The following is a 25,978-nucleotide window of genomic DNA, read 5'->3' on the forward strand; positions in this document are numbered from 1 at the left end:
TCACCACCAGTACGCCGGGTATGCCGTGCGCGTGAGTGCGCTGCGCAGCACACCGAACAGCACGAGCACGACCGCCGAGAGTCCGGCGCAGATGACGAACTCGACCCGCCCCTCGGCGGTCATCGCCCCGATCACCGCGGTTGCCGCGGCCGGTGAGTGCGATGTGCGCGTGAGCATCATGGCGGCGAGGGCGACGCCACCGGCTATGGCGCCCGCCCAGAGCGAGTGACTGGCGAAGCCGACGAGTACGCCCGCGACTGCCGAGATCACTTGGCCACCGATGACGTGGCGGGGTTGCGAGAGCGGCAGCGTCGGGGCCCCGGCGATGAGCGCCATACTGGCAGCCATGGGCGGGATCAGCAGCAACTGGCCGGAGGCGGCACCGAGGCCGACGAGCGCGGCGAGGGCGGCGGCCGCCGTCAGGGTTGCCATCAGTACGGTCGGCAGCCCGGGGCGTGCGGGTGCCTGGCTGGCGGGGATCAGTCCGGTGTGCGACGACATGTGCTTTCCTCCACTGTGTGAGAACGATCGTTCTCTTCTCGTCTGGTAGCGTAGAGAACGATCGTTCTCGCACCAAATCGGACAGGTGGCGGCCATGAAACAGGACTCTGACGCGGATCGACTGCTCGACGCGGCCGAAGAGCTGTTCTACGAGCGCGGATACCAGGCCGTCGGCATGGACGCCCTGCGTTCGGCGTCAGGCCTGCCGCTGAAACATATCTATGCGCTGTTCGGCGGCAAGGAAGCTATCGCGGTTGCGATGCTCGACCGCCGTGACGAGCGCTGGCATGCGGCGCTGGCGGCCCACGTCGACGAGCACGCCGATCCGCAGGCACGCGTGTTGGCGATCTTCGATTGGCTGGCCGAGTGGCTTGCCGACGAGGGGCACCGCGGATGCGCCTGGATCAACGCGTTCGGCGAACTCGGTGGGACATCACCGGATGTGGTCGCCGCCGTCCGCCGCCACAAGGCTCGGCTGCGGGAGCTCATCGACCGCGCGGTGAGCGAGACGGGCGCGCCCCGGTCTGCCGCGGACGCCGTCTTCCTGCTCGCCGAAGGGTGCATGGTGACCGCGGGGATCGACGGCGACCCAGTCGCCGCCGTGCAGGCCAGGGTTGCCGCGGCGCGGATGCTGGAGCACTGACGTCTCGGGCATCCGCCTTTGCTCACATCGCGGGCGTCGCCCACCACAGCGTCGTGTCGCCGTAGGTCTTGCTGCGCAGCAGGTCCAAGCCCGCGGCATCCAGGTCAGGGGGAGTGGCGCGCTTGCCGCGCTCGATGACGACCACGGCGTCATCGCTCAGCACGGGTGTGAGCGCGACCAGATCCGCGGTCATCGCCGCATCGTCGAGGTCGTAGGGCGGGTCGATGAAGACGAGGTCGAACGGTCCCTGTGTACGCGTCAGGAAGGCGTGCACGGCGCTCTGGTGGACTTTCGCAGTCGTCGGTGTGCCGAGCGCTTTCGCCACGACCGCCGCGTTGCGTCCTGCGACTGTCGCCGCGGGGCGGGACAGCTCGACCAGTTCGACCGACTCCGCGCCGCGGCTCCAGGCCTCCAGGCCGAGTGCGCCGCTGCCGGCATACAGATCGAGCACGCGCGCCCCGTCGAGGGCATCCATCGACTCCAGCGCCCCGAACAGCGATTCGCGCACGCGATCACTGGTGGGGCGGGTGCCGGTGCCGGGAACGCTGAGCCGTGCGCCGCGGGCTCCGCCGGCGATGATCCTGGTCATCCGTTCACGATACGACACGCATACGGCCGCCCCGCGACGCGTCGCCGCGTCGGTGGGCATCCCTAGACTCGGAGCATGTCCTTCGAGCTCGACACGCCGCTGACCGAGGCTCTCGGCACATCGACCGCACGTTCTCTGCAACGCGCGTTCGGTATGAGCACGGTCGGGCAGCTGCTCGGTCACTACCCGCGTCGCTATGCCGACCGCGGTGAACTGACGCCGATTATCCAGTTGCCCATCGGTGAAACCGTCACGATCGTCGCTGAAGTGCTCTCGTCGGGCGCGCGCCCGATGCGCAACCGGCGCGGCGCGATGACCGAGGTCACGATCGGTGACGGCATCGGCCGCATGTCGCTGACCTTCTTCGCGAAGAATGTCGGGCAGGCGGAATGGCGCGCGAAAGAGCTGGCAGTGGGCCGGCGCGGCATCTTCTCGGGCAAGGTGAGTGTGTTCAACAACACCCTGCAGTTCGCGCACCCCGACTACGAGCTGTTCGATGACACCGAGGCGGCGTACCGGCAGGCCGACGCGCACAAGGACGTGCCGATCACCATCTACCCGGCTACATCGGCGGTGCAGAGCTGGCAGTTCGCCAAGATGGTGGCGTCGGTGCTCGACAAGCTCGGCGAGGTGCCCGATCCGCTGCCGGACCACCTGCGCGAGCGTGAGGGGCTGCTCACGGCACGCCAGGCACTGGAGCAGATCCACCGTCCTAGGCGCCGTGGCGATGTCGACCCCGCGGTGCGCACGCTGCGCATGCACGAGGCGCTGGTGCTGCAGACCGCACTGCTGCAGCAACGCGAACAGGTGCGGTCGCTGACGGCCACACCGCGTCGTGCGACTGAGGGTGGGTTGCTTGAGCGTTTCGACGCGGCGCTGCCGTTCACGCTGACCCCCGATCAGCAGCGCGTGGGGGACGAGATCGCCACCGATCTGGTCGCAGACCGCCCCATGAACAGGCTGATCCAGGGTGAAGTCGGATCGGGCAAGACGCTCGTGGCGCTGCGCGCCATGCTGCAGGTCGCAGAGTCGGGCGGGCAGGCAGCGCTGATCGCCCCGACCGAGGTGCTCGCAGCGCAGCACCTGCGGTCGATCACCCGCATGCTGGGGCCCGACCTGTCGGCCGAGGTCATTCCGACGCTGCTCACGGGCCAGATGACGGTGCCCGAGCGGCGCCGGGCTGCGCTGCGCGTGGCATCCGGTCAGTCCTTGATCGTGATCGGCACGCACGCTCTGCTTTCCGAGAAGACGACGTTCGCCGACCTCGCCCTCGTCGTCGTCGACGAGCAGCACCGTTTCGGCGTGGAACAGCGTGAGAGCCTGCGGGCCAAAGGCACCGCGCCGCACGCGATCGTGCTCACCGCGACACCGATTCCGCGCACGGTCGCCATGACGGTGTTCGGTGACCTCGACACGTCGGTGATCCGTTCGATGCCGGCGGGCCGGGCCGGCATCCAGACTTTCGTCGCGCCGCTCGCCGAGAAGCCCGAGTGGTTCGGGAGGGTGTGGGAACGTGCTGGCGAGGAGATCGCCCAGGGGCGCCAGGTCTTCGCCGTGTGTGCCGCCATCGACACGGCCAAGGAGTCCGTCGAATCCGATGAGGCACCGCCGCCGGACGTCGAGGGCAAGGGGCCGAAATGGGGTGTGGTGCAGCTCGCCGAGGCGCTGGCGACGCACCCGACTCTGTCGAAGGTGCGCAGCGCGGTACTGCACGGCAAGATGCCGTCCGAGCAGAAGGATGCCGTGATGCAGGCCTTCGCTCGAGGAGAGCTCGACCTGCTGATCGCGACGACGGTCATCGAGGTCGGGGTCGACGTGCCCAACGCCTCGATGATGGTCATCATGGACGCCGATCGCTTCGGCGTGTCGCAACTGCACCAGGTACGCGGTCGGGTCGGACGCGGTGAGCATGCGGGGCTGTGCCTGCTGGTCACCGAGGCAGAAGCAGGAACCCCGGCACGGGAGCGCGTCGAAGCCGTCGCCGCGACTCTCGATGGTTTCGAACTCGCCGAGGTCGATCTCGACCTGCGTGGCGAGGGCGACGTGCTCGGAGCCTCGCAGGCCGGGGTCAAGTCGTCGCTGCGGTTGCTCCGCGTGGTGAAGGATGCCGGACTGATCGCCCATGCCCGTGATCTCGCCGAGAGCATCCTCATCGCGGATCCGTCGCTCGATGAGCACCCGGGGTTGCGCGGCGCGATTAACCGGCGGGTGAGCGACGCCGACCGCGCGGCGTTGGGAAAGAACTGACCGGTAGGCTGTTCGCATGCGTTGGGTCGCGCGGACGGGCTCGTCGAAGTGCGCCGTACTGAGCGACCAGAGGGAGTCGAAGTGCGCCGTACTGAGCGACCAGAGGGAGTCGAAGTGAACAGTCGAATCGCCGTCGTTCCGGGGTCTTTCGACCCACCCACGCTCGGTCACCTCGATGTGATCGCGCGTGCCGCGCGCCTGTATGACGAGCTGCATGTGCTCGTCGTGCACAACCCGGGCAAAGAGGCGATGCTGCCGATCGCCCAGCGGATGACGCTGCTGGAGCAGTCGATCGCCGAGGCCGGGCTCGAAGGGCACATCATCGTGGGCTCATGGAGCATGGGCCTGCTCGTCGACTATGCGCGCGATGTCAATGCCGGAGTGCTGGTCAAGGGCATCCGCTCACAGGTCGATGTGGCGTACGAATCGCCCATGGCGATCGTGAACCGTCACCTTGCCGACATCGAGACGGTGTTCCTGCTGCCCGACCCGGCACACGCCCTGGTGTCGAGCTCGCTGGTGCGGCAGGTGGCCGCGCTGGGCGGCGACGTGTCTCCCTTCGTCCCGCCTGTCGTCGCGTCCTTCCTCGACACCGGCGCGCGCGGCCTCTGATACCCGGTCGGCCCCGACGCATCGTCAGGGCAGGTAGCATGGCGGGGTGAAATCCCGAGTGAACGGACCGTTTTTCCTGCCCGTCCGCGACATCATCCGCAAGCCGGGAGAGATGCGCGAGCATCGATTCGAGGTGACGCTCACCGACAAATGGGGTGAGGGCATCGTCACGGTCGAAGCCGGCGAGTCGCTCGGCCTCGATGTGCGACTCGAGGCGGTTCACGAGGGCATCCTGGTGTCCGGAACCGCAGATACCGACTACGTCGGAGTGTGCGGTCGCTGCCTCACCGACATCTCTGCGCCTGTCGAAGTCGAGTTCCAGGAGCTTTTCGCGTATCCTGGTGAGGAAGAAACTGACTTCGAAGTTCAAGACGACCACGTGGATCTTGAAACTCTTGTCAGGGATGCGATCGTATTGTCGCTTCCATTTCAGCCGGTGTGTCAGCCGGACTGCCTGGGGCTCGACCCTGTGACGGGCGAGAAGCTGACCGAGAGCGCCGGTGCAGAGAGTGACACCCCCATCGATCCTCGGTGGAGTGCGCTCCGACAGATCACAGACCAGGACGGCACGGCAGAGCGCCGCGCCGCCGAGAAAGAAGAGAGCTAGTCATGGCCGGTAACCCCCCGAAGCGCAAGGTCTCCCGTTCGAACACCCGCTCGCGCCGCGCGCAGTGGAAGGCGACCCCCACCGCTCTGGTGAAGACCGTCGAGAACGGCAAGGTCGTCTACAGCCGTCCCCACCAGGCGAAGGTCGTCACCGACTCGCAGGGCACCGAGCTGTTCCTTGAGTACAAGGGCCGCAAGGTCGCCGACGTCTGATCGGCTGACTCATGTCCGAGATTCTCACGGGAGAAATTCCGCTCACTGAGAAGCTCGGCGTTGAGATCGACTCTGCGTTGCTGGAACGGGCGCTCACGCACCGTTCGTACGCATACGAGCACGGCGGCATCCCCAACAACGAGCGGCTGGAGTTTCTTGGAGACTCCGTCCTCGGACTTGCGGTGACCGTGATGCTCTTCACAACGCTTCCCGACCTCGACGAGGGTGATCTGGCAAAACGGCGCGCAAGCGTCGTCTCCACGGTCGCCCTCGCCGAGGTCGCTCGCGGTATCGGTCTGGGAGAGCACCTCCGCCTCGGCAGGGGTGAGGAACAGACCGGTGGGCGAGACAAGGACTCGATCCTCGCCGACACCATGGAAGCGGTGTTCGGTGCTGTCTTCCTGTCGGCAGGTCCCGATGCGGCCACCGATCTGGTGCTGCGGCTGACGAAGCCCTTGCTCGCCGACCCGGAACGGTACGGCGCGGCGATGGATCCTAAGACCAGCCTGCAGGAGCTTGCAGCTCGTCTGGGCAGGACGCCGCCGAGCTACTCCATCGAGTCAGCCGGTCCGGATCACGATCGTGTGTTCACGGCGACGGTACGCGTTGGCGAACTCGCCTGCACGGGTGTCGGCAGCAGCAAGAAGACCGCCGAGATGGCGGCTGCACTGACCGCATGGCGTCAGCTCAGCGACCGGGACTGACCCTGCGTGCCGGAGCTGCCTGAGGTCGAGGTCGTTCGTGCCGGCCTGGCGCCGGCGATCGTCGATGCGACGATCGCGGCCGTCGAGGTGCTCGACGAGCGCGCACTCACGCGCCATTCTGCGGGCGCGGCTGACTTCGTCGCGCGTCTGGAAGGGCAACGCGTACGCGCAGCCGTCCGTCGTGGCAAGTTCCTCTGGATGCCGTTGGCAGGGGAAACGGATGCGCTGATCGCGCATCTCGGCATGAGCGGGCAGATGCTGTTGCGTGAGTCGGATGCCGACCGCGAGCGCCATGAGCGCGTTCGCGTGCACATCGAGCATCCGCGTCACGGCAGGCTCGCAGTGGCATTTGCTGACCAGCGCACCTTCGGTTCTCTCGCGGTCGATGCCCTGCTGGCGACCGCGGACGGCGCGGCCGGCGGCTGGGGGAGCGACCTCGCGTTGGTGCCGTCTCAGGCGGCGCACATCGCCAGAGACCCGCTGGATCAGGCCTTCGATGATCGTCTGTTCGTCGACGCTGTGCGTCGCCGGTCGAGTGCGGTCAAGCGCATCATGCTCGACCAGACTCTGGTCAGCGGTATCGGCAACATCTACGCCGATGAGGCGCTTTGGGCTGCACGGATTCACCCCGAGACGCACGGGCGAGCGCTATCTCCGCAGGCCGTACGCCGCCTGCTGGGCGAGGTGCGGCTTGTGCTGCAGAAGGCGCTGGCCGAGGGGGGAACGAGCTTCGACGCCCAGTACGTCAACGTCAACGGACAGGCGGGGTACTTCGCGCACTCGCTGAACGCGTACGGGCGCGGGGGAGAAGCGTGTCCGCGTTGCGGCGGAGCGATCAGGCGCGACGCGTTCATGAACCGGTCGTCGCACTACTGCCCGCGGTGCCAGCGCAGACGCGAGGCACGCTGACTCATCCCCGCCGATCAGCGCGCGCCGTGAGGGTGCGCTCGTGGCGGTCGACGGCGAACGCCAGGTGCGGCATCTCGACTCCGCGGTAGTGCTTGATGAAGCGTCCTCGCACCGTCATTCCGAGACGGATCGCAACGTTCATCGACGCGATGTTCGTGTCACGGATCTGCGCGTACACCCGCTGGGCACCGAGCACGTCGAACGCATGGTCACGGCACGCAGCGGCGGCCTCGACCGCATAGCCCCGATGCCAGAACGCCCGCTGGAACAGGTAGCCGACCTCGATCACGTCCTGATCCAGAATGTGCTGCATCGTCAGCCCGCACTGGCCGATCATCTCTCCGGTCTCGCGCAGCACCACGGCCCACAGGCCGAAGCCATCCTCGCGATAGCGATCGTGCATGCGTGCGAGCCAGGCCTGCACCATCGGCTCGTCGAAGGCACCCTCGTAGGCGCGCATCGTCTCAGCATCCTGAAGGATGGCGCGCAGCGCCGGGAGGTCGTCCGCGGTCAGTTCGCGCAGGGCAAGACGGGGCGTGCTCAGGATCATCGCCCCATCTTGCCCTGCACTCACGACAGCTTCTTCTGCCACGCCCCGGCGTAGGCGATCGGTCGGAAGCCCATCGCCTCATTGATCCCGAGCATGGGCCGGTTCTCCTCGGCGTTGAACGTCACGATGCGCGGAGAGTGCGGCGCCAGTTCGCGCCAGCGCAGGATGTTCGCGCACTTGACGATCTGGCCCAGCCGGTGCCCGCGGTGCTCCTTGAGCACCAGCGTGTTGTACTGGTGCGTCACACCCGCGGGATCGTCGCCGATCACGAGCTCGTTGAACGCGGCAAGGGTGCCGGTCGGAACATGTTCGACCCCGACGACTGAGACCGTCTGACCGCCGTCGAGCAGTTGCTGATCCCGTCGGGCAACGCGCTCCGCGTCCCAGATCTCCTCGTCGATGGCCAGACCACCGCTCGGCACATCGGTCGACATCCGTGACAGCACCCACGCATACCCGTCTTGCAGATGACTCGGCGTCGGCAGTGACCACGCAACGACCCGGTAATCCTGGCCGGCAATGGCCGTCGCCTCAGCGAGCATCCGCTGCAGTGGTGCCGGGTCCGCCTGCAGATCGAACGCGCTGCTGCGCTCGACCTGCTCGAGCACGTATCCGTTGCCACCGAGCAGACGAGCGAGTGGCGACGTCGAGATGCGTCCCCACCCCGTGGCCGGGGTGAGCGGTGACGTGCCGGGATCGGGACGGTGCAGGGAGTACGTCTGCATGACGTGGCGCCCGAGGGTCCGCACTGCGTCCTCGGCGGCGTCGACGAGCATCTGCTCGATTCCGCGCCCCCACTGGTCGGGCAGCACGAGCACCTCGATCTCGGCGCTGGTCGGCTCGGCGACCGCATGGCCGATCGTCACCGCACCGACGATCTCGGCGTTCTCGCGCGCGACCAGCGTGCGATTGACCGCATCGGTGCTCTCCCGCCAGCGCGGCAGCAGTTCTTCGGCAGTGGTGTCGTAGTCGTCCAAGCCGGTTTCGGCCCGATAGACGGCGTTGCTCAACGCCACCACCGCGTGGAAGTCCGCGGCATCGTCGGCATCGAGCCGAGCAGGGACGTGCATCGGTGAGATCGTCACGCCCGGTGAGGCGATCGTGCTCATGTGAGATCCTTCCGCCAGGCGCCCTCGTAGGCGACCGGGGTGAAGCCGATGGCTTCGTTGATGGAGAGCATGGGCCGGTTCTCCTCGGCGTTGTACGTCACGACGTACGGTGATTCGGGGTAGCGGGCGCGCCACGACAGCAAGCCCGCCGTCTTCACCAGCATTCCCAGGCGGCGCCCGCGATGCTCAGCGAGCACGAGGGTGTCCTCTTGATCGGTCTTCGCGGCGTCGGTGCCGATGATCGCGAGCTCGTTGAAAGCGCACAGCTCGCCCGTGGCGATATGCTGCGCGGCCGTCACCAGCACGCGGGCTCCGCGTGCGGCGTACCGCGCGTCGTGTCGGTGCACGCGCTCGGCATCCCAGCGTTCGACCGGCATGTCCAGCGCCGCGTCGGGCACGTCCGTCGACATCCGCGACTTCAGCCAGGCGTAGCCATCGAGATGCTCCGACGGGGTCGGCAGCATCCACTGCACGACGCGGTAGTCGGGGGCGTGCGTCTGCGCCTCGTGCTGCAGCGAGCGCAGGTGATCCTCGCTGTCAGACGTCCAACGCAGTTCGCTCGCGCGCTCGACCTGCTCGAGGCGGAAGTCGTGACGCTGCAGAAAGCGCGCCGCGTGGTCATTCGGCACGGCACCGAAACCCGTCGGTGAGGCCACCTCGCCGCGCGCATCCGCACCGCGGTGCTGATTCCAGCACAGCAGCCGCCGCACGCCCGCGGTGCGGGCCTGCTCTTCGACGAACCGCAGTACCGCGGTGCCGATGCCGCGCCCCCAGTGCTCCTTGAGCAGGGCGATCGTGCCGACGGCCATGCCGCCGTCGCCGTCGTGCGAGATGTTCAGCGGCACGCATCCGACGATGCGGCCGTCGAGCTCGACATACCACTGCGTGCGTGTGACGTCGGCGTCGCCGCGCAGCACCGCGAGCATCGCCTCGGGCGTCTGCGCCTCGTCGTCGCGGCCGGTCTCCTCAGCCACACAGGCGTTGCGCACGGCGGTGTACTCGCGGATGAGAGGGGTGGGTGCTGCGTCGACCCGAGCAGGAAGCTCGAGCCGACGCAGCACGGCACCGGCAGGGAGAAGGATGCTCATCGCCAGCCTCCTCAGTACATTCCGCGTTGCAGGCCGTAGGTGAGCAACGCGACTGCCTGCCGCTCGTTGAGTGCCTGGAGCTGCGCGTACTGCAGGTCGGGTGCTCCGGCGGCAGGGGAGCGGTTTCCCCGCAGGCTCCGCTCGAGCAACCAGAGCGCGAAGCGCAGCCCGAGCCGGTCGGTGAGGGTCAACCGGCGCAGCTCTTCATTGCCGGGCAGGGTGAGAACCTCGCGACCGTGGGATATCGGTGGGTGGGTGGACAGGGAACGCTGACCTTGGTCGGTCAACACAGTGATGCGCACGATGCGTGTGCTTTCTGGTGATGAGGATGATGGCCCGGTGGCGACGCAGAGTTGCGTCAGCGAGCCGAGGAACCTCGCGAGATGGCGAGGGAGACGACCCCGTGGCGGGGCGGTGCATCGTGAGCGCCCGACGGGCACAGGGATGCGGATCATCGATCAGGCCACGAGGGCCCGAGAGATCGGGAGAGGCGGTGCGGTTCTAGCCGAGCACGTAGACGGAGGCCGCGGAGACGGCGACAAGCGCTGACACGTGCGACGCGGTATCGAACCGGGCGTCAAGCTTCGTGATCATCATCGGCGGCCTCCTCTCATAAGTCCGGTGTGTCACGTTAGTGACGCTGAGGCGAGACGTCAAGACAATTTCGCTTCTCTCGGCGTGTCGCACCGAAATCCATCACGCCTGACACCGCGCGGGCTCCACGCCGTCGTCGACCGTTCCGGTAGCGTATGGGCGTGATTCACCCGACCGCGAAGGCGCCCGCATGCACCTGAAGAGCCTGACGCTCAAGGGCTTCAAGTCGTTCGCGCAGCCGACGAGCTTCGTCTTCGAGCCTGGTGTGACGTGCATCGTAGGTCCCAACGGCTCGGGCAAGTCGAACGTCGTCGATGCACTCGCGTGGGTGATGGGCGAGCAAGGGGCCAAGACCCTGCGCGGCGGAAAGATGGAAGACGTCATCTTCGCCGGCACCTCGACCCGCGGACCGCTCGGGCGTGCCGAGGTGCAGCTCACCATCGACAACAGCGATGGAGCTCTGCCCATCGACTACGCCGAAGTCACCATCAGCCGCACACTGTTCCGGAACGGCTCCAGCGAGTACGCCATCAACGGCTCGACCTGCCGACTGCTCGATGTGCAGGAACTGCTGAGCGACTCGGGGCTCGGACGCGAGATGCACGTCATCGTCGGGCAGGGCCGGCTGGACACCGTGTTGCAGGCCTCACCCGAGGATCGTCGCGGCTTCATCGAAGAGGCCGCGGGCATCCTCAAACACCGCCGGCGCAAAGAGAAGACCCTGCGCAAGCTCGACGCGATGGAGACCAACCTCACGCGCCTCAGCGATCTCGCCGGCGAGATCAGGCGTCAGCTCAAGCCACTCGGACGGCAGGCCGAGATCGCCCGCGAGGCGCAGACGATCGCGGCGGTGGTGCGTGATGCCAAGGCGCGGATCTTCGCCGACGACGTGGTCACGCTGCGCACCGCGCTGGCCGACCATACGCGCACCGAGCAGGAGCGTCACACCGAGCGGCTCGTGCTCGCGGAGCAGGCGGATGCAGTGCGTGCGGGCATCCAGCGCCTCGAGAAGGAACAGACGTCGGCCGCCGTCGATGAGGCACGGCGCGTGTCGTTCGGCCTTGAGCAGACGCAGGAGCGCATGCGCAGCCTGTTCACCCTCGCCAATCAGCGTCTGGCGCTGCTGGGGGCCGAAGAGGACGACGTCGTGACCGCGATCACCGTCACACAAGACACGATCGACGAGGCCAAGGACGAGATCACGCGGATCTCTGAAGGGCTCGGTGACGCGCAGGACGCCGCCGCAGCGGCGAGCCGTGACGTCATCGCCGCGCGCGCCGAACTGGACACGCTCGACGTCGATATCGCCGAGCAGAGCGCACTGGTCTCGGCCTACGACATGCGGATGAACACGCTCCGCGGCAACGCCGATTCCGCAGCATCCGCCTTGGCCGCGGTACGCGGCGGTGTCTTGCGGCAGGAACAGGCACTCGAATCGGCGCATAGCCGTCGTCGAGAAGCCGCCGCCGCACTGGAATCGATCGACGATGCCGAGGCGCCGGACGGCACCGCGGCAGAGTTCGCCGCCGCGTACGACGAGGCACAAAAGGCGCTGACCGCCGCCGAAGCCGATCGTGATGCGCTGCGCGAGAAACTGCACGACTCCGAACGCGAAGCCGACGCCCTGATGGCGAAGGCCGCTGCCCTCGGCAGTGCGCTGGCCCTCTCCGGCGGTGCTGCCGAGATCGTCGCGGCGGGCGCAGAAGGCGTGCGCGGACTCGTCGGCGACGCCGTACAGGTGCGCGCGGGCTACGAGGCGGCGATCGCCGCCGTGCTGGGATCGCTGGCCGAGGGCGTTCTGGTAGATCGTGCCGATCAGGCCTACGCGCTCGTCGCGGCCGGCGCGCGCGGCACGGTCGACTTCGTGATCGCCGAGGGCGGCGTCGCCCGTGAGGTGGTCTCTCAGATCACAGGCACCACGCGCGCCGTCGATGTCGTCGAAGCGCCCGCAGGCGTGCTCGCGCTGCTCGCCCCTGTGCTGATCGCCGATGACCTGGATGCGGGGCGCGCCGCGCGAAGCGCGCTTGATGCCGCGGGCGACACGCTGACGACGATTGTGACCGGCAGCGGTGAGGTGATCACGGCACACACCCTGCGCGCCGGTTCGGGTGAGACCTCGCGGCTCGAGCTGGCGGCCGAACGCGACGCGGCCACCGAGCGACTTGCCGAGGTGCAGATCGCGGTCGAGGAACTGCGCGGCTCGCGCGTCGATGCGACCGACCGCGTCGAGGCGGCCAGGCGCACGGCGAAGGACGCCTTGCGAGCGCTGCGCGAACACGACGCCGCGCTGGCCTCTCACGCCGAGCAGCTCAACCGCGTCACCGTGCAGCACGAGGCCGCAGTCGCCGAGTGCGAACGTCTGGAGGCCGCACTCGCGCAGGCGCAGTCCGCGGTGTCGGATGCTGAGCAGAACGCCGACACGGCGAAGGCAGAAGTCGCAACAGCAGAGGCCGAACCCCGCCCAGTGCTCGACGCCTCGGCGCGCGACGGGCTACTCGAAGCGCTCGAGACCGCGCGCGAGGGCGAGGTGCGCGCTCGACTGGAGATCGAGACGCTGCGCGAGCGCGTGCGTGCCGCTCAAGCCCGGGTGGCGTCGCTGGAACGCCAACGTGAGCAGGAGCGCGACGCCGCCGCTGAGGCCGCACGACGGGCTGTGATCCGGCGTGCTCAGCGCGAGGCTGCATCGGCGGTGGCGGACGAACTGCCGCGGGTGCTCGACTCGATCGACCGCTCGGTCAGCGAGGCCCGCGTCGCGTTGGCATCCGCTGAGGCCGAGCGCTCCGCGCAGAACGAGGAGCTCACGGTGCTGCGCTCCCAGGAAGGATCGCTGCGCGAACGCCTCGCGGGCCTGACCGAGAGCGTCCACGGTCTCGAGCTGCAGATCCACGAGAAGAAGCTGCACCTGCACGGGCTGCTCGAACGCGTCGCATCCGAACTCGCGCTCGACGAAGATATTCTGATTGCGGAATACGGTCCGGATCAGCCGGTTCCGCGCGATCCGGGCGCTGAGGACAGCGACGATGATGCGGCTGTTCCGTTCGACCGCCGCATCCAAGAGCGACGGCTGAAGGAGGCCGAGCGCAAGCTCGCCCAACTCGGTCGTGTCAACCCGCTGGCGCTGGAGGAGTTCGCGGCGCTGGAGCAACGGCACGCGTTCCTCACCGAGCAACTGGCCGACCTCACCAAGACCCGGCAGGACCTGCTGACCATCATCGCCGAGCTCGACGAACGCATGGAGACCATCTTCGCCAGCGCTTTCGAAGACACCAAGCAGGCCTTCAGCGAGGTGTTCCCGCTGCTGTTCCCCGGAGGAACCGGCAGCATCTCGCTGACCAATCCGGACGACATGCTCACCACGGGCATCGACGTCGCTGTGCGGCCCGTGGGCAAGAAGATCGAGCGATTGTCGCTGCTGTCGGGTGGCGAGCGGTCACTGGCCGCGGTGGCGTTGCTCGTCGCGATCTTCAAGGCGCGTCCGAGCCCGTTCTACATCCTCGACGAGGTCGAGGCGGCGCTCGACGACGCGAACCTCGGCCGCCTGCTGACCGTGTTCGAGCAGCTGCGTGAGAGTTCGCAGCTCCTGGTGATCACGCATCAGAAGCGCACGATGGAGATCGCCGATGCGCTCTACGGCGTCTCCATGCGCCAGGATGGCGTGTCGGCCGTGGTCGGGCAGCGCGTGGGTGACCGCGCCGCAGCCGGCGCCTGAGTTCGCCGGCGCGTGCCAGCGGGGTTTCGCTTGTCGGAAATCCCAGAGCCTTCGCTCGCCTGACGGCGTGTCTGCAGCATCCGCCCTGCGACGCGCCGTGCGCGTCTGAGATTTCCGACGCGTGGATGCGCGGGCCAGGCCAGTGCCCGCTCGCGGGCGCACGGCCAGACGTCGGCGGCGCCACGCCCGGGGCAGCCACGTGCAGGCGTCAGAGGGGCATGCCGTCATCGTAGGCTGGAGGCATGGCGGAGAAGTCCTGGTCCCTCGGTCGCGCGCTGCGCGGCATGTTCGTCAAGCCCACGATCGATGAGACGACATGGGAGGACCTGGAGACCGCGCTGATCACGGCCGACTTCGGTCCGGACATCACCGAACAGCTGCTCGATGAGCTGCGCGAGCAGGTCGAGCGCTTCCGCACGACCGACCCGCGCGACCTGCAGCGGATGCTGCGTGAAACCCTCGAAGAGCGCTTCGCGAAGTTCGACACGACGCTCAAGCTCACCGAGCGGCCGGCCGTCGTGCTCGTCGTCGGTGTCAATGGCGTCGGCAAGACGACCACGATCGGCAAGTTCACCAAGTTCCTGCGCGGATACGAGCGCAGCGTGGTCGTCGGCGCCGCCGATACCTTCCGCGCCGCGGCCGTCGAACAGCTCGCCACCTGGGCGCAGCGCGGGGGAGCGGCGATCGTGCGCCCCCAGCACGAGGGGCAGGATCCCGCCTCGGTCGCCTTCCAGACCGTCGAGTACGCGAAGAACCAGGGCGTCGAGATCGCCATCATCGACACGGCCGGCCGTCTGCACACCAAGAGCGGGCTGATGGACGAACTGTCCAAGGTACGCCGCGTGGTCGAGAAGCAGGCGCCGATCAGCGAGGTGCTGCTCGTGCTCGACGCCACCACGGGTCAGAACGGCGTCATGCAGGCCGAGTCCTTCCTGCAGCACGCCGGCGTCACGGGGCTGGTGATCACCAAGCTCGATGGTTCTGCGAAGGGCGGCTTCGTGCTGGCCGTGCAGGAGCGCACCGGCATCCCGGTCAAGCTACTCGGCCAGGGTGAGGGCATCGACGACCTCACCGGTTTCACCCCGCACGTGTTCGTCCAGTCGCTGGTCGGCGCGTAGGACTACCGCGGCGACACAGAGGCTGGTTTCATAGCGATATGGCGATCGAACACGACTACTTCGGAGTTCTCTCTTCCGGACCCGACGGGGCCATCTTCTGGACCGAGCGGGTCGAGTTCGGCGACCAGTCGGTGACGGTCGACCTCACCGCGCCCGACCAGGACGACGTCTCCGCGGCGGCATTGGACGCGGCGGCCGCACTGATCGGCAGCATCGAAGGGCTCGACGACGTCGTGCGCCGCGCGATGCTCACCGAGGTCGATGACCGCACCAGTGAAGTCACCGAGTACGTCCTGCAGCAGCAGGAGGCGTATGGCGACGAACTGGAAGACATCCTGGTCGACATCAGCGGTGATGCGGCGGTCGACATCATCCGCTCGTTGCGCCTGTCGAGCATGACGATCCTCGCCGACGAGCACGGCGGTAGCGAGCCGTTCGCCGTCCTCGAGTACGCGCTGGATGCGGATGCCACCGACGACGTGCTGCTGGTCAACCTCGGCTCCGACGGTGCCGTGATGTCAGTGATGAGCGCAGACTAGACCGCCTGAGCGAACCCGAGCTCGACACCCTCGGCGATGTGGGCCAGGTGCGGCGGGATCTCGCGCCCCTTCGACATCATCGACTGCGCCCACAGGCGGCCCGCGCGGTAGGACGAGCGCACCAGCGGACCGGCGAGCACACCGAGGAAGCCGATGCGCTCGGCCTCTTGCTTGAAACCGACGAACTCATCGGGCTTCACCCACCGCGCCACCGGCAGGTGACGGGGCGAGGGGCGCAGGTACTGCGTGATCGTGATGATGTCGCATCCCGCGCCGCGCAGGTCCTGCAGAGCCTGGATGACCTCCTCGGGCTCCTCGCCCATGCCGAGGATCAGGTTCGATTTCGTGATGAGCCCTGCGTCATGACCCTGCGTGATCACGCCCAATGAGCGCTCGTACGTGAACGCAGGGCGGATGCGGCGGAAGATCCGCGGCACGGTCTCGACGTTGTGAGCGAACACTTCGGGGCGCGCCTCGAAGATCTGCCCCAGGAAGTCCGGGTTGCCGCCGTGATCGTTGGCGAGCAGTTCGACCCCCGTGTTGGGGTTCTGTGCGTGGATCTGTCGCACGGTCTCGGCGTTCAGCCAGGCGCCCGTGTCGGGCAGGTCGTCGCGCGCAACACTGGTCACGGTCGCGTAGCGCAGGCCCATCCGGGTCACGCTCTCGGCCACCCGGCGCGGCTCGTCGGTGTCGTAGTCGGCGGGCTTGCCGGTGTCGATCTGGCAGAAGTCGCACCGACGCGTGCACTGCGATCCGCCGATGAGGAAGGTCGCCTCGCGGTCCTCCCAGCATTCGAAGATGTTCGGGCAGCCCGCCTCCTGGCAGACCGTGTGCAGGTCCTCGCTCTTCACGAGCGAGTGCAGAGCCTGGTACTCCGGCCCCATCTTCGCCTTGGTGCGAATCCACTCCGGCTTGCGCTCGATGGGGGTCTCGGCGTTTCGGATCTCCAGGCGGAGCAGTTTGCGTCCCTCGGGGCTTGCGGCGCTCATGCGGCCGCCTGCTTGTCTGCATCGGCGGTGTACTCGGTGGTGAAGGCGTTCGCGACGGCGTCGACGATGTCGTGGGGCGAGACGCTCTGACCGACGACCTCGCTGATCGTCGTCACGCCGGCATCGGTGATGCCGCACGGCACGATGCCGCGGAAGCCGGCCAGCGTGTTGTCGCAGTTGATCGCGAAGCCGTGCATGGTCACGCCCTGCTGCACACGCACGCCGATCGCGGCGATTTTGTCCTCGCCGAGCGGGCGGCGCACCCAGACGCCGCTGCGCCCGTCGACCTGGTAGCCGTCGACGCCGAGCGGACGCAGGATGTCGATCAACACGCGCTCCAGCCGCCGCACATGCGCCACGACGTCCATCGGCGCGGGCAGGTGCACGATCGGGTATCCGACGAGCTGGCCCGGGCCGTGCCAGGTGATCTTGCCGCCGCGGTCGACGTCGACCACGGGGGTGCCGTCCTGCGGGCGCTCGTGCGGCTCAGTGCGCTTGCCGGCGGTGTAGACCGCGTCGTGTTCGAGCAGAAGGAGCGTATCGGGGCGGATGCCATCGACGACGTCGCGGTGGATGCTGCGCTGCAACTCCCACCCGTCGACATAGGGCACGTAGTCGGGGGCGAGTCCGGGTATCTGGATATCGAGCATCTCGCGGTCCTCCATGTAGACGGCGCCATCGCGCGTGTTGTTGGATTGCGTCCAAGAATATGGCGTGCCCCAGCATACGCTCATTCGCGGTTGCCGCGACGCGAACAGCACGGGCTACGCTGGGCGCTATGCAGAACGCGTCGCGCGCCGGGCGTCCACGGGCATCCTCACGCGAGACGCTGGCCGAGGCGGCGTGCGAGCTGTTCCTCGAACAGGGCTATGACGAGACGTCCGTCGCAGACATCACTCGACGTGCCGGCGTGAGCCGGTCGAGTTTCTTCAACTACTTCTCATCCAAGAGCGACGTGCTGTGGTCGGGGCTCGATGCGCGCATTGAGGCGGCATCGGTGGCGCTGGCGTCGTTGGGCAGGAATGCCGACGGCCCGGCCGTGCGGGCGGCGCTCGAACCCGTCGTGCGTGGGTTCGCGCCCGACCCTCTCGTGCTTGCGCTGCGCAACGCGGCCGCGATGGGGGTCGAGGAAGAGCTTCTGCGCGACACCGGGATCCGGCACGCGCGCATCGCCTCGGCCGTCGCCGGCGCGGCGCGCAGTGCGGGAGTCGACGAGATCCGTGCAGACATCCTCGGTGCGGCGCTGGCCGCGGCCGTGCTGTCCGCGTTGCGGGTGTGGGCTGAGCAGGGTGCGGGGCAGGCGTCTTTGGAGGCTGCGTTCGACCAGGCGCTGCGCAGCATCCACGACCTTCCCTGGGGGTGAGTGTGGCGACGCGCGGGCGGGCCCCGGCGCTCGCGTAGAATCAGAGGCACCATGGCTACCTTTGGCACGCTCTCCGATCGGCTCACCGAGACCTTCCGCAATCTGCGCACGAAGGGAAAGCTGACGCCCGCCGATGTCGACGGCACCGTCCGCGAGATCCGTCGCGCCCTGCTCGACGCCGACGTCGCGCTCGTCGTCGTCAAGGACTTCACCGCGAAGGTGCGCGAGCGCGCACTGGGCGACGAGGTCAATCGCGCTCTCAACCCCGCGCAGCAGGTCGTGCAGATCGTCAACGAGGAGCTCGTCGCCATTCTCGGCGGTGAGCAGCGCCGGCTGGAGTTCGCCAAGACGCCGCCGACGGTGATCATGCTCGCGGGTCTGCAGGGCTCGGGTAAGACCACGTTCGCCGGAAAGCTCGCCAAGCAGCTCGAAGGCGAGGGGCACACGCCCTTGCTCGTGGCCGCCGACCTGCAGCGTCCGAACGCCGTGAACCAGCTGCAGGTGGTCGCCGAGCGCGCTGGGGCGACGATCTACGCGCCCGAGCCGGGCAACGGTGTCGGCGACCCGGTCAAGGTCTCCAAGGACGGCGTCGAGTACGCACGCCGTCACCAGCACGACGTGGTCATCATCGACACCGCCGGCCGTCTCGGCGTCGACGCCGAACTGATGAAGCAGGCATCCGACATCCGCAAGGCGACCACCCCCGACGAGGTGCTGTTCGTCATCGACGCGATGATCGGTCAGGATGCCGTCAACACGGCCAAGGCCTTCCAGGAGGGCGTCGACTTCACCGGTGTCGTGCTGTCGAAGCTCGACGGTGACGCCCGCGGTGGTGCCGCGCTGTCGGTGGCATCCGTCACCGGCCGTCCGATCATCTTCGCCTCGACGGGTGAGAACCTCGAAGACCTCGAGCCCTTCCACCCGGACCGCATGGCGAGCCGCATCCTCGACCTCGGTGACATCCTCACCCTCATCGAGCAGGCCCAGCAGGCCTTCGATGAAGAAGAGGCGATGAAGGTCGCCGAGAAGCTTGCCAACGAGGCCTTCACGCTTGAGGACTTCCTCGAGCAGCTTCAGCAGATGAAGAAGATGGGCTCGATGAAGAAGATGCTCGGCATGCTGCCGGGCATGGGCCAGATGAAGCAGCAGCTCGATGACTTCGACGAGCGCGAGATCGACCGCACCGAGGCGATCATCCGGTCGATGACTCCGGGCGAGCGCCGCAATCCGAAGGTCCTCAACGGCTCGCGTCGTCTGCGTATCGCCCGCGGTTCCGGTATGACGGTGACCGACGTCAACCAGCTTGTGCAGCGCTTCGACCAGGCCGCCAAGATGATGAAGACCGTAGCGCGTGGCGGCACGCCGCAGATCCCCGGTATGGGCCCGATGGGCAAGCCCGGCGCATCTGCCAAGCGTGGCAAGAAGGGTGCCAAGAGCAAGGGCGGTTCGCGTTCGGGTAACCCTGCCAAGCGGGCTGCCGAGAATGCCGGCATGGCCACCACGAACACCACTCCCACCGGCTCCGGGTTCGGTCTGGGTGGTCAGCAAGCGCCGAGCGAGGCAGACCTCGCCGAGATCCAGAAGCTGTTCGGCAAGGGCTGAGCGCCCCTCAGGGTGTCGCCATGGGCTGGGGCGCGCGGGGTGTGACGGCACGCGGCTGTCGTAGCACGGCGAGCTGACCGGCCACGAGCGCGCTCAGTACGACCAGCAGGCCGGTGAGCTGCACAGGTGTGAACGCCTCGTGTGCGAGAGCGACGCCGAGAATCGTCGCGACGACGGGGGAGAGCAGGGCGAGTAGCCCCGGAGCTGCCACCGGCAGTCGCTCGATCCCGCGGAACCACAGGGCGTATGCGATCAACCCGCCGGCGGTGGTCAACCACAGGTACCCGAGCACATTGTCGGGATGGATCTCAGCGGGGATTCCTTCGAAGACGAGCGTGAGTGGCAAGAGGAAAAGCCCTCCCGCGGTGAGCTGCCACCCCGCGTAGGCCACCGCACCGGTGCGCGGTGGGCGTCCCCAGTGCTTGGTGAGGATGATTCCGACGGCGGTGCACGTCACGCCGCCTACGGCGGCGGCGATCCCCAGCGGATCCAGTGCGGCCGAGGGTCCCAGCACGATGGCGGCGACACCCGCCGCACCGGCGACCGCGGCGATCGCAGCTACGGGGCGAACGCGCTCACGCAGAACGACAGATCCGAGTGCCAGCAGGATCAGAGGCTGCGCCCCCGCAACGGCTGCTGCTACCCCACCGGGCAGGCGCTCCGCCGCGATGAAGAGCAGCGGAAAGAAACCGCCGATGTTGAGCGTTCCGAGCAGGGCCGCCTTCATCCACCACGTGCCGTGGGGAATGCTCCGACCGACGACGACGGCAATGACGCCGGCGGGCAGCGCGCGTATGAGCGCCGCGAAGAGCGGATGCCCGGGAGGGAGGAGCTCGGTGGTGACCAGGTAGGTCGTTCCCCAGGTGATCGGGGCGAGCGCTGTCAGCAGAAGCGTGCGAAGCAGGGGCATCTTTCGATGGTGGCTTCCTCCGAGCAATGAGTCCAACGCATACTTGGCATGGGATCCATGAACTGTGATCATGGCTGAATGGATCTGCAACAGCTGCGCTACGTGGTTGAGGTGCTCGACACAGCGAGTTTCACCCGTGCGGCTGAGCGCTGTTTCGTCACGCAGTCAGCGCTCAGCCATCAGATCGCGGCGCTGGAGCGGGAGATCGGCCAGCGGCTGTTCATCCGGTCCAGCCGGAGCGTGCGCCCGACCGAAGCGGGGGAGGCCTTCGCTCTTCAGGCACGGATCGCGGTGGAAGCCGCCGAGAACGCGATCGAAGAGGCGGCTGCGGCCGCCGGACGCATCGTCGGTACGCTCACCCTGGGCGTGATCCCCACAGTCACCGCCGTTGATCTACCGGCGCTGTTGAGTGGGTTCCGCGACAAGTACCCGGACGTTCGGGTTGAGCTGCGCGTCGGGAGCAGCGACAAACTGATGCGTCAGGCGAGCACCGGCGAGATCGATGTCGCACTGCTGGGCCTGCGCGACGACGTCCGCCCGCAGGGAGTGGCGTTTCGCGCGCTGCGCCGCGATCGCCTGGTGGTCGTTTTGCCCACAGAGCATCCGCTGGCATCCCGAAGCGAGATCTCGCTCGCCGATCTCACGGACGAGACGTTTGCGGACTTCCCGCAGGGCAGTTCCGGGCGGGCGCAGAGCGACGGGGCCTTCGCCGACGCCGGCATTCCCCGTGACGTCGCGTTCGAGGTCGACACGGTCGACATGCTTCTTGGTCTCGTCGAGGCGGGACTCGCCGTCACGCTGCTCGCGCCAGGGGCGGTACGAGGCGTGCACGCGGCTGTCGTCGTTACCCCCATCGTCGACGGACCTCACCGTACCGAGTACCTCGCCTGGCACGCGACGGGTGCGCGTAGTGCGGCGCGCGCGTTCGTCGCGCAGATCGAATCGGATGCTGCCCGTTGACGATCACGCTCGCCAGCGTCCAAGGCGGGCTCCCACCGAGCCCGATGGCCTCCTGTACGTTCTGCCAGATCTCACGCGCGTCGTCGTCAACCCAGCCCGCCTGCGGCAGGATCTGCTCGTGCTCCTTCTGACCGGTCGCGACCACCGTGCCGTCGTGACCACCGTGCCGTCGCGATCGAAGGTGATCGCTCGACGGAATGTACTCCCCTGATCGATCGACAGGATGAAATCGCCGAGGAAATCCCTACAGACTGCGGATGAAGACGTCAGCGGGCGATCGGAACGTCGATGTCGACTCCGTGCGCCTCGCTGAGCAGGTGCGCCGTGGCCTCGATCTCGGCGTCGCGGCGATCGGGCGTCCAGTTCAGCATCGGCGCCAACGCGTCGGCGATCTCTTCGAGCGCCTCCGCTGTCACGGCTCCGACGAACGCGATGCTGGTGCGGCGCAGAACCACATCGGCCAGGCGCACGACCATCTCGTTGTCGACCATCCACTCCAGCTCGCGCGTGGACAGCTCGCCACCGGCGAGGTCTTGGTCCTCATGCTGCTCGATGTGGGCCCACACCTCGGCCGCGCGGGTGCCGTAGCGCGCCAGCAGTGCGTCGCCGCGGGTGCCGGCGCCCGCAAGATGCGTCTGCTTCCAGGACGCGCGTGCGCGCGGCGTGCGGGGGAAGCCCCGACCGCCACCGATCGGGGCATCCGCGGTGCTTACCGCGCGGGTGCGGCCGAGAAGGTCGAGCACTCGGTCGGCCAGCGACTCGCCGAGCGCGCGGAAGGTGGTCCACTTGCCGCCGACGAGGCTCAGCAACGGCACGGGTCCGCTGTTGTCGAGTTCGACGCGGTAGTCGCGCGAGACGAAGCCGGGCGCCGTGTCCTCGTGCCGGGGGAGCGGTCGGATGCCCGAGAAGCGGTACACGATCTGCTCGCGCGATACGGCGATCGTCGGGAAGACGTGGGCGATGAGCTCGAAGAAGTAGTCGACCTCGTCCTCTGTGCAGCGTGCGGGCTCGCGCGGGTCGGCGTCGATGTCGGTGGTGCCGACGAGCACACGCCCCTTGAGCGGGTAGATCAGCACGATGCGGCCGTCAGAGTGCTCGAAGAAGATCTCGCGCCCCTGGGTTGCCTCGAGAAGCTCATCGTTGTCGAGCACGATGTGCGAGCCCTTGGTGCCGCCCATGTAGCGCGTCACCTGACCGAGGGCTTCGTTGGTGAGGTCGGTCCAGGGCCCCGACGTGTTGACGACGACGTCGGCGCGGATGCGGAACTCTTCAGCGGTCTCGCGGTCGCGGAGCACGACGGTGTCGCCGTCCCGCCCGATGGCCTCGACGTAGTTGAGTGCGTGCGAGTGGTCGTTTGCCGACCGGCCGTCCTGCAACACGTCGAGTGCGAGGCGCTCGGGGTCATGCATCGAAGCGTCGAAGTAGGTGGCGGTGTACTTCACCTCGGGGTCCAGTGCGGGGAGTTCCTCGAGCGAGCGCCGCCGGCCGAGGAAGCGGTGGCGAGGGACTGAACCGCCGTCGCGCGAGAACAGGTCGTACAGCGTGAGACCCGCCTTGATGAGCACGGCGCCGCGCTCGGTCGGCTTGCCCGAGCGGTGCGTCAGGAAGCGCAGCGGGGCCGAGAGGATGCCCGAGAACGTCGAGTAGATCGGGATCGTCGTCTGCAGCGGCTTGACGTAGTGCGGAGCGATGCGCAGCAGGCCGTTGCGCTCTTGCACGGATTCGCGTACGAGGCGGAACTCGCCGTTCTCGAGATAGCGGATGCCACCATGGATCATGTGACTCGACGCCGCTGACGCGCCGCTCGCGAAGTCGCCGCGATCGACGATCACGGCGTCGATGCCCTGGTGGGCGAGATCGCGGAACAGCGAGATGCCGTTGATTCCGGCGCCGATGATGAGCACCGTGGTGCGTTCGGTCTCGCGCACGGCCGCGATCTCGTCGGCACGGCGTGCGGCACGGGTCATGACTGCCATAGTGTCTCCTCGCTGTCGCTTCCAGCATCCGTCGATTGACAGGATCTCGCAAACGTTCTGCACGTTTGTGCAAAGCTGGTAAGGGAAAGGTGAGGACGATGGTCACAGAGAGCGGCGCGATGGACGCGCGGACGAACGCGGCGCTCACCGCCGCCAAGCTGTACTACCTGCAGGACATGACGATGGATGCCATCGCCGCCGAACTCGCAACGTCGCGTTCGACGGTGTCGCGGTTGCTGTCGCACGCCCGCGAGAGCGGCCTCGTCGACATCCGGGTCAACTCGCCGTTTGCGCACGCCGGCGAGCTCGAAGAGCAGCTCCGGTCGCGACTGAAGGTCAACGCGCACATCGTGCCCATGTCGGGTGTGGTGAACGAGGTTGAGCGTCTGGAGCGGGTGGCGCTGACGGCCGGACGGCAGGTGTCGCAGTTCATCGATTCCAACATGGTGGTCGGCGTCGCATGGGGCTCGACCTTGGGAATGGTCAGCCGCTCGCTGGTGCCCAAGCAGACGCACAGTACGACGATCGTTCAGCTCAACGGCGCAGGGAACACGCAGACCAGCGGCCTGGAGTACTCCAGTGACATCCTGCAGCGTTTCGGGCAGGCATTCGGTGCGCAGGTCGAGCAGTTCCCCGTGCCCGCGTTCTTCGATGATCCGCGCACGCGCGAGGCCATGTGGCAGGAGCGGAGCACCCGGCGCGTGCTGTCGTTCCAGGCGAAGATGGACGTTGCTGTCTTCGGCCTGGGGTCGCCGCAGGCCGAGGTGCCGAGTCGCGTCTACGTCGGCGGCTATCTCGGGCGTGACGACTTCCGCAGCCTGCGTGAGGACGGGGCGATCGGCGACGTGGCGACGGTGTTCTTCCGCGCGGATGGCACGTGGCGCGACATCCGGCTGAATGCTCGTAGCACCGGCCCCGGCCTCGATCGGCTCCGACGGGTGCCGCGGCGGGTGTGCGTCGTCTCGGGTGCGGCGCGCCTGACGTCGCTGCAGGCGGCCATCGCGGCCGGGATCGTCACCGACGTGGTTCTCGACGAGGGCTTGGCGCGGATGCTCGCGGATGCCGTGCGCTGAACAGTGCTGCGCTGAACGGTGCTGCGCTGAACGGCGTTGGGCTGAGTTCAGTCGGGGAGAGGTGCCGCGGGCCCGTTGCGGAACTCGTCGATGAGGTGGTGCACCACCGCGCGCAGGTCGCCGTCGGCATGGTGAGCGGCGGCCAGCTGGCGCTCGTAGCTTGCCCCCTCGCTCACGATCGAGTGCACGCCGGCGAGCTCATCGGCGCAGCGCAGATCGCGCGCGATCGGCATCAGATCATCCACGACGGCATCAAGGTGCTCTCGGACGGGAACTTGGGATCCGGCGCGATCCACGATCACATCGGCGTCCAAGCCGTAGCGGGCCGCACGCCACTTGTTCTCGCGGTGGAACCAGGGCGGCAGCATCGGCAACGCGCGCCCCTGATCGAGCTCTCGCGAGAAGAACTCCACCAGCGACTGGGTGAGTGCCGCAACCGATGCGAGCTCGGCCAGCGTCGACATGCCGTCGCAGGCCCGCACCTCGATCGTTCCCCACCGTGGCGCCGGACGGATATCCCAGCGGATCTCGGAGGCATCCGACATCACGCCCGTGCGCGTCATGTCGTCGACGTACCTCTCGAACTCTGTCCACGATTCGAGCGCCCAGGGCAGACCCGCGGTCGGCAGTTGCTGAAACACCAGCGCGCGATTCGAGGCGTAGCCGGTGCGTTCGCCGGCCCAGTAGGGGCTGGACGCCGCCAGCGCCTGCAGATGCGGAAGGTACGACGTCAGAGCACCGACGATGGGCAGCACCTTGGCGCGGTCCTCGACGCCGATGTGCACATGGATGCCCCAGATCATCATGTTGCGGCCCCACCACTGCGTGCGTTCGATCAGCTTGCGATAGCGCGTCTTGTCGGTCACGCGCTGGTGGAACCACTGCGCGAACGGGTGACTGCCGGCGGAGAGCAGCTCGATGCCCGCCGGATCCGTGGCACGGCGCACCGCGTCGATCGCCGCACCGATGTCGGCGACGGCATCCGCCACGGTCGTGCCGATCCCGCTCGTCACCTCGATCGTGTTCGTCAGTAGCTCACCCGTGACGGTGTGGCGTTCGGGGGCGCTCTGCGCTTCGAGCGCGGTCAGCAGCTCGGGGGCGCGCCCGACGAGGTCGCCGGTGGCGGGGTCGGCCAGCATGACCTCCCATTCGAGGCCCACCGTGCTGCGGGCCGAGGAGGCGAACTCGATCGTCACGCGCACAGTCTGACACGTGGGGCACCGCGCGACGCGCATCGCCGTGTCGTTTCGCGGTCGCCCCCGGAATCTGGCAGAATAGAGGGTCGGACGGCCGCTCGACCCTCTATCCAGCATCCGTCCCCCCGCAGAGCTTCCGCCGGGTGTGCACCCCACGCTCCAGGCGACCGGTTCAACT

Annotated in this window: 25 protein-coding genes; 14 read left to right on the forward strand and 11 right to left on the reverse strand. The window is 67.8% G+C overall.

Translation table 11 applies throughout. The features are described from left to right. A complete protein-coding gene (locus tag ACLD0U_RS05185; protein ID WP_179411007.1) occupies window positions 1-501 on the reverse strand; it encodes an HPP family protein in 501 nt (166 codons plus the stop codon). A 94-nt stretch (window positions 502-595) separates the two neighbouring features. On the opposite strand from ACLD0U_RS05185, the gene ACLD0U_RS05190 reads away from it, so the two are divergent. Further along, entirely contained in the window at window positions 596-1,144 is a 549-nt protein-coding gene (locus ACLD0U_RS05190; RefSeq protein ID WP_410340014.1) for a TetR/AcrR family transcriptional regulator, read from the forward strand. Between the two features lie 22 nt (window positions 1,145-1,166). Here ACLD0U_RS05190 and rsmD read toward each other — a convergent pair whose 3' ends face one another. Beyond that, on the reverse strand, window positions 1,167-1,733 hold the full coding sequence (gene rsmD, locus ACLD0U_RS05195; protein ID WP_206549962.1) for a 16S rRNA (guanine(966)-N(2))-methyltransferase RsmD: 567 nt from the start codon (window positions 1,731-1,733) through the stop codon (window positions 1,167-1,169). 75 nt (window positions 1,734-1,808) lie between these two features. On the opposite strand from rsmD, the gene ACLD0U_RS05200 reads away from it, so the two are divergent. The 6 genes from ACLD0U_RS05200 (at window position 1,809) to mutM (ending at window position 7,024) form a co-directional block, all read left to right on the forward strand. Beyond that, window positions 1,809-3,980 (forward strand): ATP-dependent DNA helicase RecG, encoded by a 2,172-nt coding sequence (locus ACLD0U_RS05200; protein WP_179411004.1) that lies wholly within the window; start codon window positions 1,809-1,811, stop codon window positions 3,978-3,980. Window positions 3,981-4,094: 114 nt separating this feature from the next. Next, a complete protein-coding gene (gene coaD / locus ACLD0U_RS05205; RefSeq protein ID WP_179411003.1) occupies window positions 4,095-4,592 on the forward strand; it encodes a pantetheine-phosphate adenylyltransferase in 498 nt (165 codons plus the stop codon). A 58-nt stretch (window positions 4,593-4,650) separates the two neighbouring features. Then, window positions 4,651-5,199, forward strand: coding sequence for a YceD family protein (locus ACLD0U_RS05210; protein ID WP_179411873.1), 549 nt, complete (start codon window positions 4,651-4,653; stop codon window positions 5,197-5,199). 2 nt (window positions 5,200-5,201) lie between these two features. After that, the gene (gene rpmF / locus ACLD0U_RS05215) at window positions 5,202-5,411 is read left to right on the forward strand and encodes a 50S ribosomal protein L32 (protein WP_179411002.1); all 210 of its coding nucleotides are present in this window, start codon (window positions 5,202-5,204) and stop codon (window positions 5,409-5,411) included. Between the two features lie 11 nt (window positions 5,412-5,422). After that, complete coding sequence (gene rnc / locus ACLD0U_RS05220; protein WP_179411001.1) at window positions 5,423-6,115, forward strand: ribonuclease III; 693 nt, start codon at window positions 5,423-5,425, stop codon at window positions 6,113-6,115. 6 nt (window positions 6,116-6,121) lie between these two features. After that, complete coding sequence (gene mutM / locus ACLD0U_RS05225) at window positions 6,122-7,024, forward strand: bifunctional DNA-formamidopyrimidine glycosylase/DNA-(apurinic or apyrimidinic site) lyase (RefSeq protein ID WP_410340015.1); 903 nt, start codon at window positions 6,122-6,124, stop codon at window positions 7,022-7,024. Window position 7,025: 1 nt separating this feature from the next. On the opposite strand, the gene ACLD0U_RS05230 is transcribed toward mutM, so the two are convergent. The 4 genes from ACLD0U_RS05230 to ACLD0U_RS05245 are packed head-to-tail and all read right to left on the reverse strand — an operon-like array spanning window position 7,026 to window position 10,073. Next, window positions 7,026-7,598, reverse strand: a complete 573-nt coding sequence (locus ACLD0U_RS05230) for a GNAT family N-acetyltransferase (protein ID WP_410340016.1) — start codon at window positions 7,596-7,598, stop codon at window positions 7,026-7,028. Then, on the reverse strand, window positions 7,595-8,683 hold the full coding sequence (locus ACLD0U_RS05235) for an N-acetyltransferase family protein (protein ID WP_410340017.1): 1,089 nt from the start codon (window positions 8,681-8,683) through the stop codon (window positions 7,595-7,597). The genes ACLD0U_RS05230 and ACLD0U_RS05235 overlap by 4 nt, the downstream gene beginning before the upstream one ends. Further along, window positions 8,680-9,771, reverse strand: coding sequence for a GNAT family N-acetyltransferase (locus tag ACLD0U_RS05240; RefSeq protein WP_410340018.1), 1,092 nt, complete (start codon window positions 9,769-9,771; stop codon window positions 8,680-8,682). The genes ACLD0U_RS05235 and ACLD0U_RS05240 overlap by 4 nt, the downstream gene beginning before the upstream one ends. A gap of 11 nt (window positions 9,772-9,782) precedes the next feature. Then, window positions 9,783-10,073: a hypothetical protein gene (locus tag ACLD0U_RS05245; protein ID WP_410340019.1), complete on the reverse strand. Its 291-nt coding sequence runs from the start codon at window positions 10,071-10,073 to the stop codon at window positions 9,783-9,785. A gap of 482 nt (window positions 10,074-10,555) precedes the next feature. Between ACLD0U_RS05245 and smc the strand changes: the two genes are divergently transcribed. From smc to ACLD0U_RS05260, 3 genes are all read left to right on the forward strand, one after another. Continuing rightward, complete coding sequence (smc, locus tag ACLD0U_RS05250) at window positions 10,556-14,074, forward strand: chromosome segregation protein SMC (RefSeq protein WP_410340020.1); 3,519 nt, start codon at window positions 10,556-10,558, stop codon at window positions 14,072-14,074. A gap of 242 nt (window positions 14,075-14,316) precedes the next feature. Further along, window positions 14,317-15,192: a signal recognition particle-docking protein FtsY gene (gene ftsY, locus ACLD0U_RS05255; RefSeq protein ID WP_206549955.1), complete on the forward strand. Its 876-nt coding sequence runs from the start codon at window positions 14,317-14,319 to the stop codon at window positions 15,190-15,192. Window positions 15,193-15,230: 38 nt separating this feature from the next. Next, window positions 15,231-15,731 carry a DUF2004 domain-containing protein gene (locus ACLD0U_RS05260; RefSeq protein ID WP_410340021.1) on the forward strand — a complete coding sequence of 167 codons (501 nt, stop codon included), beginning with the start codon at window positions 15,231-15,233 and terminating at the stop codon, window positions 15,729-15,731. On the opposite strand, the gene lipA is transcribed toward ACLD0U_RS05260, so the two are convergent. Next, on the reverse strand, window positions 15,728-16,720 hold the full coding sequence (gene lipA / locus ACLD0U_RS05265; RefSeq protein ID WP_206823748.1) for a lipoyl synthase: 993 nt from the start codon (window positions 16,718-16,720) through the stop codon (window positions 15,728-15,730). The two genes, ACLD0U_RS05260 and lipA, sit on opposite strands and share 4 nt — an antisense overlap. Continuing rightward, complete coding sequence (gene lipB, locus ACLD0U_RS05270; RefSeq protein ID WP_410340022.1) at window positions 16,717-17,370, reverse strand: lipoyl(octanoyl) transferase LipB; 654 nt, start codon at window positions 17,368-17,370, stop codon at window positions 16,717-16,719. Before lipB ends, lipA begins: the two co-directional genes overlap by 4 nt. Before the next feature lie 128 nt (window positions 17,371-17,498). Here lipB and ACLD0U_RS05275 point away from each other — a divergent pair, with 128 nt between their 5' ends. Further along, window positions 17,499-18,083 carry a TetR/AcrR family transcriptional regulator gene (locus ACLD0U_RS05275; RefSeq protein WP_179410991.1) on the forward strand — a complete coding sequence of 195 codons (585 nt, stop codon included), beginning with the start codon at window positions 17,499-17,501 and terminating at the stop codon, window positions 18,081-18,083. Window positions 18,084-18,134: 51 nt separating this feature from the next. Next, window positions 18,135-19,685 (forward strand): signal recognition particle protein, encoded by a 1,551-nt coding sequence (gene ffh, locus ACLD0U_RS05280; protein WP_410340023.1) that lies wholly within the window; start codon window positions 18,135-18,137, stop codon window positions 19,683-19,685. A gap of 7 nt (window positions 19,686-19,692) precedes the next feature. On the opposite strand, the gene ACLD0U_RS05285 is transcribed toward ffh, so the two are convergent. Then, on the reverse strand, window positions 19,693-20,595 hold the full coding sequence (locus tag ACLD0U_RS05285) for an EamA family transporter (protein WP_218847954.1): 903 nt from the start codon (window positions 20,593-20,595) through the stop codon (window positions 19,693-19,695). A 78-nt stretch (window positions 20,596-20,673) separates the two neighbouring features. Between ACLD0U_RS05285 and ACLD0U_RS05290 the strand changes: the two genes are divergently transcribed. After that, window positions 20,674-21,555: a LysR family transcriptional regulator gene (locus ACLD0U_RS05290; protein ID WP_410340024.1), complete on the forward strand. Its 882-nt coding sequence runs from the start codon at window positions 20,674-20,676 to the stop codon at window positions 21,553-21,555. A gap of 266 nt (window positions 21,556-21,821) precedes the next feature. Here ACLD0U_RS05290 and ACLD0U_RS05295 read toward each other — a convergent pair whose 3' ends face one another. Beyond that, on the reverse strand, window positions 21,822-23,522 hold the full coding sequence (locus ACLD0U_RS05295; RefSeq protein ID WP_206821670.1) for a glycerol-3-phosphate dehydrogenase/oxidase: 1,701 nt from the start codon (window positions 23,520-23,522) through the stop codon (window positions 21,822-21,824). 107 nt (window positions 23,523-23,629) lie between these two features. Between ACLD0U_RS05295 and ACLD0U_RS05300 the strand changes: the two genes are divergently transcribed. Beyond that, window positions 23,630-24,604 carry a sugar-binding transcriptional regulator gene (locus ACLD0U_RS05300; protein WP_179410987.1) on the forward strand — a complete coding sequence of 325 codons (975 nt, stop codon included), beginning with the start codon at window positions 23,630-23,632 and terminating at the stop codon, window positions 24,602-24,604. Between the two features lie 47 nt (window positions 24,605-24,651). Here ACLD0U_RS05300 and ACLD0U_RS05305 read toward each other — a convergent pair whose 3' ends face one another. Next, on the reverse strand, window positions 24,652-25,800 hold the full coding sequence (locus ACLD0U_RS05305; RefSeq protein ID WP_206820595.1) for a glutamate--cysteine ligase: 1,149 nt from the start codon (window positions 25,798-25,800) through the stop codon (window positions 24,652-24,654). Between the last annotated feature and the right edge of the window lie 178 nt (window positions 25,801-25,978).

This window comes from Microbacterium sp. 2216-1, from assembly GCF_046507855.1.
In the GTDB taxonomy this organism is placed as follows: Bacteria; Actinomycetota; Actinomycetes; order Actinomycetales; family Microbacteriaceae; genus Microbacterium; species Microbacterium esteraromaticum_C.

What these genes read in the sequence shown, in the direction of transcription:
- ftsY (WP_206549955.1), top strand. Translation starts at nt 14,317, where the DNA reads ATGGCGGAGAAGTCCTGGTCCCTCGGTCGCGCGCTGCGCGGCATGTTC.
- ACLD0U_RS05290 (WP_410340024.1), top strand. Translation starts at nt 20,674, where the DNA reads ATGGATCTGCAACAGCTGCGCTACGTGGTTGAGGTGCTCGACACAGCG.
- ffh (WP_410340023.1), top strand. Translation starts at nt 18,135, where the DNA reads ATGGCTACCTTTGGCACGCTCTCCGATCGGCTCACCGAGACCTTCCGC.
- ACLD0U_RS05285 (WP_218847954.1), bottom strand. Translation starts at nt 20,595, where the DNA reads ATGCCCCTGCTTCGCACGCTTCTGCTGACAGCGCTCGCCCCGATCACC.
- ACLD0U_RS05185 (WP_179411007.1), bottom strand. Translation starts at nt 501, where the DNA reads ATGTCGTCGCACACCGGACTGATCCCCGCCAGCCAGGCACCCGCACGC.
- lipA (WP_206823748.1), bottom strand. Translation starts at nt 16,720, where the DNA reads ATGAGCGCCGCAAGCCCCGAGGGACGCAAACTGCTCCGCCTGGAGATC.
- ACLD0U_RS05190 (WP_410340014.1), top strand. Translation starts at nt 596, where the DNA reads ATGAAACAGGACTCTGACGCGGATCGACTGCTCGACGCGGCCGAAGAG.
- ACLD0U_RS05235 (WP_410340017.1), bottom strand. Translation starts at nt 8,683, where the DNA reads ATGAGCACGATCGCCTCACCGGGCGTGACGATCTCACCGATGCACGTC.
- ACLD0U_RS05300 (WP_179410987.1), top strand. Translation starts at nt 23,630, where the DNA reads ATGGTCACAGAGAGCGGCGCGATGGACGCGCGGACGAACGCGGCGCTC.
- ACLD0U_RS05240 (WP_410340018.1), bottom strand. Translation starts at nt 9,771, where the DNA reads ATGAGCATCCTTCTCCCTGCCGGTGCCGTGCTGCGTCGGCTCGAGCTT.
- ACLD0U_RS05260 (WP_410340021.1), top strand. Translation starts at nt 15,231, where the DNA reads ATGGCGATCGAACACGACTACTTCGGAGTTCTCTCTTCCGGACCCGAC.
- rsmD (WP_206549962.1), bottom strand. Translation starts at nt 1,733, where the DNA reads ATGACCAGGATCATCGCCGGCGGAGCCCGCGGCGCACGGCTCAGCGTT.
- lipB (WP_410340022.1), bottom strand. Translation starts at nt 17,370, where the DNA reads ATGCTCGATATCCAGATACCCGGACTCGCCCCCGACTACGTGCCCTAT.
- ACLD0U_RS05275 (WP_179410991.1), top strand. Translation starts at nt 17,499, where the DNA reads ATGCAGAACGCGTCGCGCGCCGGGCGTCCACGGGCATCCTCACGCGAG.
- rnc (WP_179411001.1), top strand. Translation starts at nt 5,423, where the DNA reads ATGTCCGAGATTCTCACGGGAGAAATTCCGCTCACTGAGAAGCTCGGC.
- ACLD0U_RS05295 (WP_206821670.1), bottom strand. Translation starts at nt 23,522, where the DNA reads ATGACCCGTGCCGCACGCCGTGCCGACGAGATCGCGGCCGTGCGCGAG.
- rpmF (WP_179411002.1), top strand. Translation starts at nt 5,202, where the DNA reads ATGGCCGGTAACCCCCCGAAGCGCAAGGTCTCCCGTTCGAACACCCGC.
- smc (WP_410340020.1), top strand. Translation starts at nt 10,556, where the DNA reads ATGCACCTGAAGAGCCTGACGCTCAAGGGCTTCAAGTCGTTCGCGCAG.
- ACLD0U_RS05200 (WP_179411004.1), top strand. Translation starts at nt 1,809, where the DNA reads ATGTCCTTCGAGCTCGACACGCCGCTGACCGAGGCTCTCGGCACATCG.